A 15,985-nucleotide genomic window follows, 5' to 3' on the forward strand; every position below is an offset into this window, starting at 1 on the left:
ATGGCAGCTACGGGCCGTTCGCGACGTTGGCAACGATGTATCGGCTGCCAAGTCTCGCACATACCCAAACGACGTGAACGGCCCAGAGTTGACCTCGGCGCACGTTCGCGGCGCTGCGGTGCAGCCCGCCATTCCGGACCTTCGCTGCGTATGCTTGATCACCCGACGGCCGAACGGCAGGGGCGCGGGACCTTGCTGACCTTCGACCGATTCCCACGAGCACCCGCAACGTCGCGCAACGCCGACATTGGAGCAGGTTGAGGAAAGGTCGGAAATGCGGGACTATTCCGTCGTTCATCTGCTCGGCCCGTGCGGCTGCTATCTGCGCATTGCCGTCATCGAGCCGATCTCGCAGCTTCGCAGTTGCAGCAACGCTGTTTCAACCGGAGGCGGCCATTTGTGCCCGACGCGACTAAGGGCAGCGAGGAGCCCAAAGCGGATGGTCATTTGACTTGCCGGACACCCCAACCCAGCAGATGACGGTTTCGAGCCGAAAGCACCTGATACTGCGGCATGCAGTCAGGACTATCCCCATGCGCATTCGCCGAGGATTGTGGTCAGCAAGGCTATCCCCGGACTGACTTCAGACTTGGATCGGGTGAGCAAGATCTCCCTAGACCTTCCCTGTTATTGAACCTACATGCTTGCGAATTCGAAGGGGAGGCCTTCCGCAGAAGGCGCCCCTGTTTCTTCTTTATGAATCGGAAGGTGCTTTGTGATGGCGCAACTTGGAAAAATCGGTGGGTTTGCCGCACTTTACCTAGGGCTGGCCTATGCTGCCGGGATCGGCTTGTTTTTGGTTGTCCTTGACCTTCCGAGCGTCACAACCGCAGAACAGAAACTGGAACTCGTGGCGGCAAATGCGCTTGTGTTCCATGGCATGCACCTGGCCATCTATGTGATCTTCGGCGTCGTGCTCACGGCCTTCGTATTCGCTTTGCACGAATCCCTGAAGGACGTGGCTCCAATGTCCGCCCGGTTCGCGTCCGTTTTGGGTTTCATTTGGGCCGGACTATTGATCGCGAGTGGCATGGTCACGATCGCCGGGATCGACCCCACTCTCCGGCTGATGGAGACGGACCCGAGCGCGGCTGCGCTCTACTGGTCCGGTATTGAAACGGTCGCCGAAGGGGTCGGTCTGGGGCAAGGGGAAATCCTTGGCGGGCTGATGACGCTGATTTTCTCATTGGCAGCGCTGCGCGGTGGGATATTCCCAAAGATCTTGAACTACCTTGGGATCGTCGTTGGAATGGCGGGATTGGTCTCGGTCCTGCCTGGATTGCACGACGTGGCAGCACTGTTCGGTATCACCCAGATGGTTTGGTTCATCTGGTTGGGGGCGGTCTTTTTGAGGTGCTGACGTTGTGCCGAACAGCCAAGCGAAGGCGCGCGTCGCTTGAAACACCTCTCGATCATGGCAATGGCTGCTATGTCAGCATGTGAGACGGTCAACGCGCCTGCAGCGAACGACCGGATTGTCTTTCGACCCGTCTGGCCTTGTTGAGTGCTGGAGTAATCCAAGGTTCCGCGCATTTCGGCCTGATCATGTGGTTGGCTCGAGGTGGGAGGATCAGCACAGCATTGCCCATCCAGATTAACCGGCCCAACGACATACACGCACAGGTCTCGGCCATTACACTGGATGGATTTGTCGACTGAGATTATTTTCCGCCGGGCATTCGCGCTCGTCGCCACGTCCAACATCCGGCACGTTCAGGGGGAATCTTTGAGGGTACGGATTGGGTTTTGATTCTGAATGATATTTCATATGAATGGCTTGGGAATATTCTGCGAAGCCGCCCCCGGGCACCATCAATATCAAACAGTTAGACTGAACCGCACGACATTCGTTTCCGGCGGAGTCGTTGTCCAATCTGGGTGCGAATGAGTTACTCCCCAATCGTTGGACAGGATCTGGTTCGTTTCAAGCTACGCCCTGCTCTTGCTGATCGGGTTTGATGGTTTCGTTCGTCAGTCAGTGGACCACGGCCGGGTTCTTTCCGCGTGCTGAATGCGGGCGCTTCCGGCTGACGGCATCCATCCGATCCGCCTTGTCGGCGGCGTACTCATCTCGCGGCGACGAGACGTGATGTGGGCGTCTTTCACCGGGATCGGCGAGAGCGTCGGGATGGCGGCTAGGGCGGCCGCTCGTTGAAGGTCCAAGCGAGCGGCTATCCCGTTTTTTGCCGTCGTCACTGCACCTCTATCACGACGCTCTCGATCACGCCTGTGAAGGCGAAGGGTGGCTCGTAAGCGGTTGTGACGGGCTGGCCGCTGTCTTCGCCGATGCCGAAGGTGTCGATGCCGAAGCGCCCGGCCACGGTCGAGTTCATCGTTGCGGCCGCCACCTCAGTGCCGTTGACCGCGAGGGAAATCTCGGCACCCTTGCCAGCCTCGCCCTCGGCGCCCTGGTAGGCAAAATCGACGGTGATCTGGGCCTCGCCCGCCGGCAGCGGCTCCGTTCCTTTCAGCACCGTATGCTCCTCGAAGAGGTTGTAGTCGAAGACCGGCACCCCGCCGTCGAGATACAGCACCATCCCGGCAGCGACCCCGCCGAAGCCCATGATCACGCCTTCGGTTTCGGCCCCATCGGTCCCGACACTTGCGCTCAACGCCCAGGAACGGTTCTTCATCGGCGGCGCGGCGGGTTCCGCGATGCGAATAGCGCCTTCGTAATAGGTATAGGTCCTGGTATCCTCGTCGGCCCCGGGCACTGGCGGTTTGGCGCTGGCAAGGCGGCCCGCGCCCCGATCATCGAGTGGCAACACACCGTATTTTCCGAACGCCTCGTCGAGCATCGCCTTCAACTCTTCGAGCTTCTCGGGGTTCTCGGCGGCGAGGTCATTCGCCTCGGAAAAATCCTCTTCGAGGTTGTAGAGTTCCCAGTTATCCTTTTCCCACTCACCGGGGGCGAAGTCCTGCCGCCAGGGGAAGGTGTGCTGGGCGTTTGCCTTCCAACCGTCGGCGTACATCGACCGGTTGGAGAACACCTCAAAATACTGCTGGGTGCGGCCCATATAGCCCGGGTCGGTGAAACTGGTGAGGAAACTTTCGCCCTCCAACGGTTTCTGACCGATGCCGTTCACGGTGTCCGGCATGGGGATACCGGCCGCGTCGAGAATTGTCGGCACGACGTCCACCAAGTGCAGGAAGGCGGTGCGCGGGGCGGCGTCATGCTCGATCCGCGCGGGCCAGCTGATGACCATCGGGTTGCGTGTGCCACCCAGGTGCGAGGCAACCTGCTTCACCCATTGAAACGGCGTGTTCCCGGCCCAGGCCCAGCCTACCGGGTAGTGCGGTTCGGATTCCGGCCCGCCGAGCTTGTCGAGATTTGCCTTGATGTCGTCGATGTTCGAGGGGATGCCGTTGAGGTTCATGATCTCGTTCAGCGTGCCGTCCGGTCCGCCCTCGGAGGAAGCGCCGTTGTCGCCGACGATGTAGATGACCATGGTGTTCTCGGCGTCGGGGAGGACCTTCACCGCGTCGAGCAGTCGGCCGACCTCGTGATCGGTGAAGGCGAAGTAGCCAGCGTAATTCTCGAAAAGCGCGTTGTAGACTTCCTTCTGTTCCTCGCTGAGGGTGTCCCACGCGGGCACCCAGTCAGGGCGCGGTGTCAGTTCCGTACCTTCGGGCACGATCCCCATTTCCTGCTGCCGGGCAAAGACCTGCTCGCGGTAAGCCTCCCAGCCCATGTCAAAAGCGCCGTCGAACTGCTCCCGCCATTCGGCGGTGACATGGTGCGGCGCGTGCATGGCGCCGGGCGCGAAATACATGAAGAACGGCTTGTTCGGTGCGACCGACTTGGCAAACTTCATCCGTGCAATGGCCCGATCGGTCATGTCGGTCATGAAGTGATAGCCCTCTTCGGGCGTTGTTTCGGGCTCGACCGGCACGGTGTTCTCGAACAGCACAGGGTAATACTGGTGCGTCTCGCCCGAGTTGAAGCCGTAGAAATAGTCGAACCCCATGCCGGTCGGCCAGCGATCGAAGGGGCCAGTGACGGTCTGCTCCCAGTCCGGCGTGTTGTGGTTCTTGCCGAACCACCACGTGGAATAGCCATTGCCCTTGAGGATCTCCGCGATTGTCGCGGTCTCCTTTGGCAGCATGGTGGAGTAACTCGGGAATCCCGTCGCCCATTCCATCAGAAAACCGTTTCCGGAGCTGTGGTGGTTGCGCCCGGTCAGAAGCGCAGCCCGCGAGGGGCCGCAGATGGCGGTGGTGTGGAAGCGGGTGAAGCGCAACCCCTCCTCGGCCAACTGGTCGAGCGCGGGGGTCGGGATAAGACCGCCAAAGGTCGAGGTCTGGCCGAAGCCCACGTCGTCAAGCAGGATGACGATGACGTTGGGCGCTCCCTCGGGTGCCGCGACCGGCTCCTGCCAGTCGGATTCCGAGTCCTGATACGTCTCGCCGATGCTACCCTCGAAGGGAGCAAGTGGAATGGGAAGGTTATTGCGGTCGGGCCAGTCCTGCGCGTGAACTTGGGTCGCCAGAAAAAGGGTGGCCGCTGCCAAAATGAATCTCGCCATATCAGCTCCTCTGTCTTCAACGGCTGCAAAACTTGTCGGAGAATTCCATGTTTCGAATGGGTTAAACCGGGCCGAATCGGCCCTTTGTCGCTTTGATTGATTATCACGATGGCACGAAGTAACTTGCACAGAATTGTGCAAGCCACGGAAATGGTATGAGCCACGCAGACGCCGCGGAGATATTTCACCGCAAGGGCTGGCTGGCCACACAGCCTAAGCCGTTTCGCGATGCCTGGATGGACGTTGGCGAATTTCGCAGCGTCCCGCGCGGCATCCGCCTCTATTCGCTGGGCGATCCTCCCAGCGGGGTCTATGGGATCGCCGAAGGGTTTGCGGATGTGCTGGTGGCTTCGAGCTACCTGCCACCCGTTCTGGGCCACATCGCACGGCCAGGCTGGTGGGTCGGCGAGGCGGCGGCCGTTGCCGGTTCTCCGCGACGCGTCGAGGTCCGCGCCCGCACGGATCTGCGGGTCTGCTACGTCTCGCCGCAGAACATCGAAGAACTCGAACGGCGTTTCCCCCGCCTTTGGCGCGCGTTGGGGGAATTGACCGTGATGCATCTGGACAATGCGCTGATGTATGCTTCCTGCCTGGTGAAGGGAGACGCGAAGACCAAGATCGCCAACACCCTCATCCGCCTTGCCGGCCCCGAGATGATGATTGACGCTGCGGTTTCGATCCCCTGTTCGCAGCAGGAACTGGGCGAGATGGCCGGCCTGTCGCGCAACAGTGCGGGTCCGGCGCTGAGGGACATGGCGCGCAATGGTCAGATCTCACGCGAGGTCTATGGCCAGGTTACGTTCAATCCGGTGCAGCTGGCGAAGATGCTGGAGTCTGGCTTGGAACGCGGCGCAAGATGACCGGCATCTGCGCCGGCCAACGAGCCTCGCGCCAGAGAGTGGGAATGCGCAATGATGGATGGTGCGGGTCGAATGAGCCAAGCCCGTACGCGCTTCGCGCACAAACTCCGGCGTCGTTGCTGCATTCCTGATCGCAGGTCATTCCGCGCAGCATGGCGGTTCGATGCGCTGTAGCTGGAAAACTGATAAAGTGCCGGCACGTGGAGGACGTTGAATGTTGCGGGAATCGGATAGTGATTGTGTGGAGTTTCGCGGCACATGCGGCGACAACCGGGGAAGTGGCAATTAGGATCAATCGGGCGACTGTGCGCAACCAACGTAATCGGCGGGAACATTGCGCGCTGATCCAATGGAGCACGGGATGACGCGGACCTCTTCCGACACATTGAAATGGATGGCGCTTCTCTCCGTAACGCTGATCGTTTCAGTGCTCTTCGTGGGAACGATCAAGTCGTTCCTCATCGCGATGACGCTTGCCGCGATCGCGGCGGCGATGGCTGCGCCGCTACAGGCACGCATGATGATCATGACACGCAAACGCGCGGGGCTTGCCGCCGCGTTGACACTGACCATCATCGCCATTGCCGTCATCGCCCCGCTGTTCGGCGTCGTCTGGCTCGCTGCCTCGCAGGCGGAGGGGCTGGTGGCCGGTGCCGAGGCGCTCGTCGAACAACTGGAGGGATTGTCGCCCGATGATCCGCTGCCCGATTGGGTGCCGTTCCGGGATGAGATCGGCCGCTATTCCGCGCAGATCACCGCCAAGCTCGGCGAGATCGCCAGCGCCGTGGGTGGGTTCGCCGTCTCCGCCTTGACCGAAGTGACAAAAGGCACGGTTCAGTTCTTCCTCGATCTCTTCGTCTTTGCCTATGCGCTCTTCTTCTTCGTACAGATGAAACGCCCCGTTATCGCGCAGATCCTGACCTATTCGGGCTTGCCGAGCGATACCCAGGCGGAACTGGCGGAGCGCATGGTCTCTATCAGCCGTGCGACGCTCAAGGGAACCCTGTTGATAGGGGCGGCACAAGGCGCGCTCGGGGCGCTCGGCTTCTGGGCAACGGGCATCGAAGGGGCGGCGTTTTGGGGTGTGGTGATGGCGGTTCTGTCGATCATTCCCGGGCTGGGACCGCTCTTTGTCATCGCCTGCGGCATCATCTGGCTCTTCTCCCAAGGCGAAACCGTCTATGCCATTGGCCTCGCCGTCTGGGGCTTTGGCGTCGTCGGCACGATCGACAACGTGCTGCGCCCGATCCTCGTGGGGCGCGATTCCGGCCTGCCGGACATTCTAACGCTGATCTCCACCCTTGGAGGTCTCACGGCATTCGGCGCCGCCGGTCTGGTGCTCGGTCCGGTGCTGGCGGGCCTGTTCTTGTCGCTCTGGGAGACGGTGCGCAAAGCCAGCCAAGACGGTTTCACGAGAGAAAGTGCGACTATCGACTCCAGGGCACCGGGCGACGACGACACCGAGGATCCGGAAAACGAGCCGGACACCTACGACAGTGTCCTGGATGCGGACATGATGTCTGAGTTGAGGGAACTTCGGCGTCTGAAAGCCGAGCGGGAGGCGCAAGCGCAATCGAGAAACACGCCGGAGGTTTAGGCCCGCGGCCGAGGGCTTGGACACAGCCGACAGGGGAGGAAGAACACGATGAACTTCGTTGCAATTCTGATGAGAGATGTCGAAGCCGCCAGGGAGGCCCGACGAGAGATTGCCGGGATGACCCGGAAAGCGCTGGTGCAACTCGAAGATGCGGTCGTGGCTTATACCGAAGACGGAGAAGTCAAACTCGACCAGACGGTGAACCTCACCACAGCCGGGGCTCTCGGAGGAATGTGGGTCGGGATCGTTGTCGCCGGCACCCTCGGCTTCATGAGTGGAAACCCGGGGCTGGGCCTTGTTGGCGCAGCCGCTGGCGCCACCGGAGGTGCACTGACCGGGCCGTTCATAGATGAAGGGATATCGGACGACATGATGAAGCGGACTTCGGAATCCCTCGAAGAAGGAAAGGCGATCCTCTTTCTCCTTGGCGGAACCGACAATCCTGAATTGGTCCTCGAAAAGCTGTCGTCCTTCGAGGGAGAGGTGATACGGTCCGATCTTCCCGACACACTGGTGCAGCAGATCAACGAAGCGCTCAAACAGCTTTGAGATCGGTTGAAGCGCGCGCCAGGATCGCCTTCTTCGGGTTCACGCACGCCGCCGATCACGCCGGCATCCGTCGAGACAGACCTATGCAGGTGGGTGTCCCCGAAGAACACCCGTGCAGGAAAGTGGTCGTCTACACAGGGCGAATATTAAGCTTTCGGCGCACCGATTTGATCCTCCGGCGGAAGGGGTCGTGTCTCGTTTGAATTTCCCCGCTGCGGCTTTTGGTAGGGGCCGCGTTTTTTCGGCCTTGCCGGAGGCGTGGCATCCCTCGGGTGATCGGGTCGCTCGAGATTGGCGGTCGATTTCGCTCAGGCCATTGGCTTATTGCGACATCGAACCGTTTGGTCGCCGCTCGCAGGCCGGGAGACCCGGCCTGTTCAGATCGTGCTGCCGGGTCTCTACTTGAGACAATCGGCGAGGTTGGTGCCGAGGTTCTCCAGCAACAGCGGGTAGAGGTCCGGACCGATGTCCAGATCCGTACCAAGCGGGTCCAGAATGCCGGTCTTTGCGTCCGTACCCTGGAACACAGTTCGTACCAGACCGGGGTTGAACTGGGGTTCCGAGAACACACACGACACACCCAGTTCCTGAACCTTGTCTCGGATCTCCTTGATCCGTGCCGGGCTCGGATCGGAGGCGTCGCCCAACGAGATCGACCCGGCAGCTGCAACATCGAAACGGTTCTCGAAATACTGGTAGGCATCGTGGAAGACGATGAAATCCCTGCCTTGAACCGGCGCCAGATCGGCAATTACCTGGTCGATAGCCGCTTCTATCCGGGCTTTTCCGGCCTCGGTATTGGAGCGGTAGGTTTCGGCATTGTCCGGATCGACCTTCGACAGTTCATCCGCGATCACATCCAGCCAGGCGCGCCCGTTCTCGGGGTCGAGCCAGCCGTGGGGATCGTGGCCATGATGGTCGTGGTGGTCCTCATGACCTGCTTCTTCGTGCCCGTGATCCTCACCTTCGTGCTCGGCGGTGCCCTCCTCGCCGTGATGGTCCTCTTCACCGTCGGCGTGTTCATCTTCGTCGTGATCGTCATGATGCTCGTCGTCGTCATGCGTGTGCTTTTCGAACGTGGCGCCTTCGCGAAACTCCAGTTCGGTGGTCCCCTCACTTTCCATCAGCTCGACCACGGTCGCATCGGCGGCGAGCGTTTCGATCGAGCCTTCGAGCCAGGGTTCGAGTGCTTCGCCGACCCAGAAGACGACATCGGCCTTTTCGAGGGCCTGTGCCTCAGAGGGACGGAGCGCGTAGCCGTGGGGGGAAGCGCCGGGCTGCACCAGCAAGTCGGGCGATCCGACGCCGTCCATGACCATCGCAACCAGCGAATGCACCGGGGGGATATCCGCCGCAACGGACGGGGTGTCGGCATTGGCTCCACCGGCCACTCCAAGAGCGGAGACGGTTGCAAGCAGCAGATTTCGACGCATGGGAGACTCCACGATATAGAATAACATCGACTGGACAATTATACGCAATGTTATAACATAGCAAGTCGAACCAAACGAGGATCCACATGGGCGATGTCGCGGTTGGCGAACACAGGCCACCACTTTGCGTAGAGGGCATGATCTCCGGGGCGGAGTCCTATTGCGCCAAGCATGGACTCCGCTTCACCGATTCCCGTCGGCGGGTTCTCGAACTGCTCCTGGAAGCGCCGAAAGCCGTGGGAGCCTATGAGTTGCTTGAACAGTTGAGGCGAGAGAAACGCGGCGCACAGCCGCCGGCCGTCTACCGCGCGCTCGACTTCCTGGTCGCGCATGGATTCGTTCACAAGATCGACCGGTTGAGCGCCTTCGTCGCCTGCGCGCACCCGCATGAAGACCACCTGCCGGTGTTCATGGTCTGCAACAGGTGCGAGTCCGTCACCGAGCTTTGCTCGAGCCAGCCGACCGATTTTCTCGACGCGGCCGCGAGGGAAGTCGGATTCCTGCTCGAGGAGACCGTCGTGGAGGCCTTCGGGATCTGCACAAGGTGCAAGGAGGCCAAACAACCCGCATGAATCTGTTTGACGCAAAAAACCTCACCGTGCGGTTCGGGGGCCATGCCGTGCTGCGCGATGTCTCGGTGAGTATGGAAACCGGTGAGATCGTCACGATAGTTGGGCCGAACGGATCGGGGAAATCGACATTCCTACGCGTCCTGATCGGCTCGCTGACGCCATCGGAAGGGACGATCATCCGCCAAGACGGACTGCGCCTTGGCTACGTGCCGCAGAAGCTCCACATCGATCCAACGCTCCCCATGACGGTTCACCGTCTCATGAGGCTGGCGCGGCGCGGCAGTCCGGACCGCATCCGCGACGCGCTTGCGCAGGCCGGTGTCGAAGCGCTCGCGAATCGGCAGGTCAGCGCCCTCTCTGGCGGGCAATTCCAGCGCGTGATGCTGGCTCGTGCCTTGCTGTGGGAGCCGGAATTGCTGGTGCTCGACGAGCCCACACAAGGGCTCGATCAGCAGGGCACGGCCGCTTTCTATCGCCAGATCGAGGACGTCCGGCAAAGGCTCGGCTGTGGCGTTCTCATGGTCAGTCACGATCTGCATGTGGTGATGAGCGCGAGCGACCGGGTGATTTGCCTTGACGGTCATATCTGCCGCCAGGGCGCGCCCCGGCATGTCGCCTCCGCCCCGGAATACCGGGCGCTCTTCGGGACCGGTACGCAAGGCGCGCTGGCGCTCTACCCCCACCAACATGGCGCCCCCTCGGCCGCCGAAAACACGGAGATCGAAGCGGCCGAATGACCTTCCTCGACGATTTCATGATGCGCGCGGCGCTCGCCGGGCTGGGCCTGGCAATTGCCGCCGCTCCACTTGGCTGTTTCGTGGTCTGGCGACGCATGGCCTATTTCGGCGATGCCACGGCGCATGCAGCGATCCTTGGCGTTGCGCTATCCCTTACCTTCTCGGCGTCGATCTTTGCCGGCGTTCTTGTGGTTTCGCTGGTGATGGCCGTCACCGTCTCCACGCTTTCAGGGTGCGGCTTCGCTATGGACACGTTGCTCGGCGTAGCGATCGCATGCGGATCTGTCGTGGCGGGTTTGCAGGCGTCCTTTCATTTCGACACACCCACCGGCCCGACCATCGTCTGCGTCACGGCGGTCCTGTTCGCGCTGTCCCTGTCCGTCGCGGCTTTGCTGCGATCCAAGGCCCTCTCCCGGAAGATCCGACCATGACTGACCCCTGTCTCCCTGTCACGCTGCTCACCGGCTTTCTCGGCGCCGGAAAGACAACGCTTCTCAACGCGATCCTCTCAGACGCCTCTTCGGGCCGCATTGCCGTGATCGTCAATGAGTTTGGCGAGGCCGGACTCGATCACGACCTGATCACCGAGGTCAGCGAAGAAATCGTGCTGATGCAGTCGGGATGCCTCTGTTGTTCGGTGCGCGGCGATCTCGCCCGGACCATGGCCGAGCTGCTAGACAAGCGGGACTCGGGCGAACTGGTCTTCGACCGCGTGGTGATCGAGACCACTGGCCTGGCCGATCCGGCTCCGATCCTGCAAACCCTGCTGATCGACCCGTTCCTCGCCCGCGCGACCCGAATGGACGGGGTTGTCACCCTCGCCGATGCGGCCAATGGACATGCGACGCTCGACGCCCAATTCGAGGCCATATCGCAGGTCGCGATGGCTGACTTGATCGTGCTGAGCAAGACCGACTTGGTCATGCAAGACAGGGTACGGGATCTCGAAAAGCGGCTTCGCGGGATCAACCCGAGCGCCCGGATCATTCACGCCGTGCGAGGCGATGGAGTCTCTGACAAGATCTGGAGTTTGAGCGCGCTGCGCAAGGGCGCAAACCCAACTGACGTGCTAAGCTGGACGATGGGCTCTGAACGTGGCTCGGATGCGTTGGCGAACCTCTCCGGCCTTGCCGATCCACCACCGCAGCACTCCGGTTTTTCGCCGCATGACAGCCGGATCGGAACCGCGTCGGTCATCCTCGACGATCCGATCCCGGACGCGATTTTCGACGCGTGGCTCGACACGCTCATCGGGCTGCGCGGCGCCGACATCCTGCGGGTGAAGGGGATCGTCTTCCTCGAAGAGATCGAGTTTCCCTTCGTCTTTCACGGGGTCCAGCACGTCTTCGACCTGCCTGTGCCGCTCAAGGACTGGCCGGGCGACGACCGCCGCTCGCGCATCGTGGTCATCGCCCGCGATATCTCCCGCCCTGCACTCCAGCGCAGCCTCGACATGCTGCGCGCCAGGCAGGTGCCCCTTGCGGAGCAAGATGAGGTCGTACCCACATGATTGACGTCGCAATCATCGGCGGCAGCTTTTCCGGTCTTACCGCTGCCCTGCAATTGGGGCGTGCAAGCCGCTCGGTCACGGTGGTCGATGCCGGCGCGCCGCGGAACCGCATGTCGCCCGCGGCACATGGCGTTCCCGGGTGGGACGGGGTGCCGCCCTCGGAAATCCTCGCGCGCATCCGGGCGGATGTCATGGCCTATCCGACCGTGAGGTTCGTCTCGGACGAGGTCATGGGCGTGGCCCGCGACACGGACTGCCTCCGGCTCGAGTGTGCCAATAGTGGGTCGGTTGAGACGCGGCGCGTCCTGCTTGCGCATGGCATCCGGGACCGGCTCCCGGACCTCCCCGGGGCGGCGGAGGCATGGGGAACGCGCTTGCTGCACTGCCCCTATTGCCACGGATTCGAGCTGCGCAATCGGCCGCTTGCCGTGCTGGGCATCCACCCCATGTCGGGCCATCAGGCCACCATGCTACGCGCGGATTGGAGCGATGATGTGACGCTACTCACCGGCATGGGCGTAGACGTCGACATCGACGGGCTTGGGGGCGTCAGTCTCGACGCCCGGCCAGTTACAGCGCTGCGCGAAAGTGACGACGGCATCACGGCCGTTTTCGAGAACGGCACGTCCTCCGTGTTTGCAGGCGTGTTCGCAGCGCCGCGCGTCACTCTCGCGGACACGCCAGCCGAAATGCTCGGCTGTGCGATGGCCGATGGTCCGCTTGGGCCATTCGTTCTCGTCGGGCCGATGGGCCAGACATCCGTGCAGGGTGTCTTCGCGGCCGGCGACTGCGCAAGCCCGGCCCATAGCGTCACGCCCGCGCTCGGCGCCGGAGCGATGGCCGGCGTCGGCTGCCACCAATCCCTGCTCTTTCCGGACATGTTTCCACCGTTTGAGGTATCCAAATGACCGACACCCGCCTTCCTGTCACCGTCCTCTCCGGCTTCCTCGGCGCCGGCAAGACCACGCTGCTGAACAGAGTGCTGAACAACCGGGACGGGCGACGCGTCGCGGTTATCGTGAATGACATGTCCGAGGTGAATATCGACGCCGATCTGGTGCGCCAGGGCACCAAGCTTTCGCGCTCCGAGGAGACGATGGTGGAGATGTCGAACGGTTGCATCTGCTGCACGCTGCGCGACGATCTGCTGAAGGAGGTGCGGCGGCTCTCCGAGGAGGGCCGGTTCGACTACCTGTTGATCGAGTCGACGGGCATATCAGAACCGCTCCCCGTGGCCGCCACTTTCGACTTTCGCGACGAGATGGGGCAGAGCCTCTCGGATGTCGCCCGTCTCGACACGATGGTAACGCTCGTCGATGCGGTGAACCTGCTCAAGGATTTCTCCAGCCATGATTTCATCAGCGACCGCGGCGAATCCCTTGGCGATGGCGATGACCGCAGCCTTGTGACCCTGCTGACCGAGCAGATCGAGTTTGCCGATGTGGTGATCCTGAACAAGGTTGCCGATGCCGGACCCAGGGCAACCGAGGCCGCCCGCGCGATCATTCGAAGCCTGAATGGCGATGCGCGGATCATCGAAACGACCCATGCGGATGTACCGGCCGATGCGATCCTCGACACCGGACTTTTCGATTTCGACACGGCACAGGAACACCCGATGTGGGCCAAGGAGTTGTACGGCTTCGCCAATCACGTTCCGGAGGACGCGGAATACGGGATCACCTCCTTCGTCTACAACGCACGCGCACCCTTCGACCCGACGCGGCTTCACGCGGCGCTCAATGGGCCGCTGCCCGGTACGATCCGCGCCAAGGGCCATTTCTGGATCGCAACGCGGCCCGACTGGGCGGTGGAGTTCAGCCTTGCTGGCGCCATCTCTTCGATAACACCCCTCGGACGCTGGTGGGCCTCGGTCCCGGAAGAACGCCTGCCGACCCACCCGGAAGTACAGGCCGAGATTGCCCGAAACTGGGCCGAGCCGTGGGGGGATCGGCGGCAGGAGATCGTCTTCATCGGCGTCGGACTCGACCGCGAGACAATCTGCGCAACCCTGAACGCGGCGTTGATCGACGCGCGTGAATTCACACCTGCGGCCTGGGAGGGACTGCCCGATCCGTTTCCAATGTGGGGCCCGCAATGATGGAGCGGGCCGGTCTCCCAAACAGGCTCCAATCCGGTGGAGCAAGCCCGCTTTCGACGGTTGACGGCGGTTTCGCCTATCAATCGCCAGAAACGTTACAACACATCACACACCCTGCCGTGTTGCCGATGGGGGCACACGCGCAGGGTTTGGAGGCGCCGAATGAGCGTTGTTGATGAGCTTCACCGGGATGCGGTTTCGGGCGTCAGTGTTACCGAGGTGCCGGAAGGCCTGTCGGCTATCGCCAGTTCCAATTGCCCCGCGGTGATCTGGCGACGGGACGCAACGCGGGAGTTCCAGGCTTGGATCGACGCTCTCCCGCCCGAGCAATTGCCGAAGGCGCGCGCGATCCTGCGTCCTGAAGCCGTACGAGATGCCATGACGCACGTTTGCGAAGCAAGTGGCACGCCGGATTTTCCGGAACGAAGGCGTTTGATCGACGATATCGCCGCACTGGCGGACGTCTTCGCCTCCGTGATGGGCGCGCCGTGGTTGCGCCTCCGGCTGGATGCGATGACCACCAACGCCTGCCGGAAATTCCATGTCGATGCAGTCACCGCCCGGCTGGTCTGTACGTATCGGGGGACAGGCACCCAATATGGGATGTCGGCCGGTATGGGCGATCCCGATCGGGTCTTCACGGTCCCAACCAGTGCGCCAATCGTTCTGCGTGGCACGCTCTGGCCAACCGGAGAGGACACCGGTTTCCTGCATCGCTCGCCTCCGATCGAGGGAACAGGCGAGACGAGACTTGTTCTGGTTCTGGATCCGATCTTTCACCCGGAAGAGGACTTCAGATGAGCGGCAATCGCGGCAATACCAGCCTGAAGAAGAAGCGCCGATCAGGCGATCCCATGCGTGAGTTTGACCGGCTTTCGCCGGAAGTCCGGGCGTGGTTGGCCTCGGCGATTCTGCCCTGGCGGCCGAAATCGGCGCAGCGTGCCTTTGACCGGGCCTACTCGCGTACGCAGGATACGGATCAGGCGCTGAGCGAGCTGGACCGGATGCAGGAGAAACTCATCGCACGGGACGCGCGGGAGATCTGGGGAGAGGGGCATCCCTCGGCAACGCAGGCAAACGCATAACAGGCGGCTGCAGTCAGGGCACGAGTACCTCGGCAGTGACGATTGCGTCGGGCCGCCCAGTGGTCGTCTTTATGTCTCCTGACGCCAATCTACAGTTCTGAACCGCGCCGCCGAGCGTCGAAACGGCGCGGGGGGCAACGAAATCCGGGCACCGGGATCAGAAGCTGTAACTCACGCCGATGTTCAACGCGTTGGTTATGACGTCGGTTTCCATCTCGCCGCCATTGTCCAACTCGATGTCGTTGGAAGAATAGGAGCCCTTGTACTCCCCGAAGACCGACCAATTCTCGTTGATCGCCCAGGACGCACCCGCGACCAGAATCACCGCCGGCCCGGTGAACTGGTACTCGAACGTATCGCTATCGCCGCGTTCCACATCCACATGGGGAACCGACACGCCGATACCGCCACCCACGTAGGGCGTCAGTCGGCCCGTCGCCCACTGGCCGGGCCAGCGATAGAAGACGTTCGCGGTGAACAGGTTAAGCCCGTCGGTCAGTTCGAGGTCGGCGAAACCCTGATCCTCGCGATCCGCGTCCGAGGCATAGACCTTTGCATGGTTGAACTCGAGCCCGTACCCCAGCCGCTCGCTTCGCCACCAGGTCGCGCGAAACCCGTAGTAAGGCGGCATCGCCGCGGATTTGCCTTCCCAGTCGACGAGGAAGTTGAAATCCTCATCGCCGTCGTTGCCTTTCACGCGGGAGTGCGGCGCATCCTGATAGCCGGTGTAAAAACTGAGCTCGACTTCGGCCGACGCGGGAAGCGCCAGAACGACGGCGGCGCCCGCCGCCAGAAGGGCAGTCACGGTACGGGACACTTGCGGGACTCCTTTTCTCCGGTTCGCTTCGCCATATCACACCCGCGTCGCCGCGCCAGCACAATGCGATTCCCCGTGATCGCCGGAAATCGCGACCAAAAAGCGTGACCGCGACCGCGCGACACATGCCAAAATGCCGATCTTTCAAGCCATTTGCGACACCGCGCCGCACCTGCGCGGCTTTGCTGGCTGGACGGG

Annotated in this window: 14 protein-coding genes and 1 pseudogene; 12 read left to right on the forward strand and 3 right to left on the reverse strand. The window is 62.1% G+C overall.

Going from position 1 to position 15,985, the window contains the following annotated elements; translation table 11 throughout:
* Positions 1-718: 718 nt before the first annotated feature.
* Positions 719-1,360: a DUF4386 family protein gene (locus ARC39_RS22565; RefSeq protein WP_068118348.1), complete on the forward strand. Its 642-nt coding sequence runs from the start codon at positions 719-721 to the stop codon at positions 1,358-1,360.
* A gap of 832 nt (positions 1,361-2,192) precedes the next feature.
* On the opposite strand, the gene ARC39_RS22570 is transcribed toward ARC39_RS22565, so the two are convergent.
* On the reverse strand, positions 2,193-4,526 hold the full coding sequence (locus tag ARC39_RS22570; protein ID WP_068118349.1) for a sulfatase family protein: 2,334 nt from the start codon (positions 4,524-4,526) through the stop codon (positions 2,193-2,195).
* Between the two features lie 155 nt (positions 4,527-4,681).
* On the opposite strand from ARC39_RS22570, the gene ARC39_RS22575 reads away from it, so the two are divergent.
* The 3 genes from ARC39_RS22575 (at position 4,682) to ARC39_RS22585 (ending at position 7,532) form a co-directional block, all read left to right on the forward strand.
* Entirely contained in the window at positions 4,682-5,386 is a 705-nt protein-coding gene (locus ARC39_RS22575) for a Crp/Fnr family transcriptional regulator (RefSeq protein WP_068118350.1), read from the forward strand.
* Positions 5,387-5,747: 361 nt separating this feature from the next.
* The gene (locus ARC39_RS22580) at positions 5,748-6,983 is read left to right on the forward strand and encodes an AI-2E family transporter (RefSeq protein ID WP_068118351.1); all 1,236 of its coding nucleotides are present in this window, start codon (positions 5,748-5,750) and stop codon (positions 6,981-6,983) included.
* A 48-nt stretch (positions 6,984-7,031) separates the two neighbouring features.
* Positions 7,032-7,532, forward strand: coding sequence for a DUF1269 domain-containing protein (locus ARC39_RS22585; RefSeq protein WP_068118352.1), 501 nt, complete (start codon positions 7,032-7,034; stop codon positions 7,530-7,532).
* A 398-nt stretch (positions 7,533-7,930) separates the two neighbouring features.
* Here the strand turns inward: ARC39_RS22585 and ARC39_RS22590 are convergent, their stop codons facing one another.
* Positions 7,931-8,965, reverse strand: a complete 1,035-nt coding sequence (locus tag ARC39_RS22590; RefSeq protein WP_068118353.1) for a zinc ABC transporter substrate-binding protein — start codon at positions 8,963-8,965, stop codon at positions 7,931-7,933.
* Between the two features lie 86 nt (positions 8,966-9,051).
* Here ARC39_RS22590 and ARC39_RS22595 point away from each other — a divergent pair, with 86 nt between their 5' ends.
* The 8 genes and pseudogenes from ARC39_RS22595 (at position 9,052) to ARC39_RS22630 (ending at position 14,970) form a co-directional block, all read left to right on the forward strand.
* A complete protein-coding gene (locus ARC39_RS22595; RefSeq protein ID WP_068118354.1) occupies positions 9,052-9,537 on the forward strand; it encodes a Fur family transcriptional regulator in 486 nt (161 codons plus the stop codon).
* On the forward strand, positions 9,534-10,274 hold the full coding sequence (locus ARC39_RS22600) for a metal ABC transporter ATP-binding protein (protein WP_068118356.1): 741 nt from the start codon (positions 9,534-9,536) through the stop codon (positions 10,272-10,274). Before ARC39_RS22595 ends, ARC39_RS22600 begins: the two co-directional genes overlap by 4 nt.
* Positions 10,271-10,657: pseudogene (locus ARC39_RS22605) on the forward strand (metal ABC transporter permease); the annotation flags it as partial. The gene ARC39_RS22600 and the pseudogene ARC39_RS22605, both read left to right, overlap by 4 nt.
* Positions 10,658-10,701: 44 nt before the next feature.
* The gene (locus ARC39_RS22610) at positions 10,702-11,784 is read left to right on the forward strand and encodes a CobW family GTP-binding protein (RefSeq protein WP_068118357.1); all 1,083 of its coding nucleotides are present in this window, start codon (positions 10,702-10,704) and stop codon (positions 11,782-11,784) included.
* The gene (locus tag ARC39_RS22615) at positions 11,781-12,692 is read left to right on the forward strand and encodes an NAD(P)/FAD-dependent oxidoreductase (RefSeq protein WP_068118360.1); all 912 of its coding nucleotides are present in this window, start codon (positions 11,781-11,783) and stop codon (positions 12,690-12,692) included. Before ARC39_RS22610 ends, ARC39_RS22615 begins: the two co-directional genes overlap by 4 nt.
* Entirely contained in the window at positions 12,689-13,885 is a 1,197-nt protein-coding gene (locus tag ARC39_RS22620; RefSeq protein ID WP_068118361.1) for a GTP-binding protein, read from the forward strand. Before ARC39_RS22615 ends, ARC39_RS22620 begins: the two co-directional genes overlap by 4 nt.
* A 162-nt stretch (positions 13,886-14,047) precedes the next feature.
* The gene (locus ARC39_RS22625; protein ID WP_068118362.1) at positions 14,048-14,686 is read left to right on the forward strand and encodes a DUF1826 domain-containing protein; all 639 of its coding nucleotides are present in this window, start codon (positions 14,048-14,050) and stop codon (positions 14,684-14,686) included.
* Positions 14,683-14,970 (forward strand): DUF6525 family protein, encoded by a 288-nt coding sequence (locus ARC39_RS22630; RefSeq protein ID WP_068118363.1) that lies wholly within the window; start codon positions 14,683-14,685, stop codon positions 14,968-14,970. The genes ARC39_RS22625 and ARC39_RS22630 overlap by 4 nt, the downstream gene beginning before the upstream one ends.
* A 157-nt stretch (positions 14,971-15,127) precedes the next feature.
* Here the strand turns inward: ARC39_RS22630 and ARC39_RS22635 are convergent, their stop codons facing one another.
* Positions 15,128-15,787 carry an outer membrane protein gene (locus tag ARC39_RS22635; protein WP_068118365.1) on the reverse strand — a complete coding sequence of 220 codons (660 nt, stop codon included), beginning with the start codon at positions 15,785-15,787 and terminating at the stop codon, positions 15,128-15,130.
* Positions 15,788-15,985: the final 198 nt, after the last annotated feature.

Source organism: Tropicimonas marinistellae, from assembly GCF_001509585.1.
In the GTDB taxonomy this organism is placed as follows: domain Bacteria; phylum Pseudomonadota; class Alphaproteobacteria; order Rhodobacterales; family Rhodobacteraceae; genus Tropicimonas; species Tropicimonas marinistellae.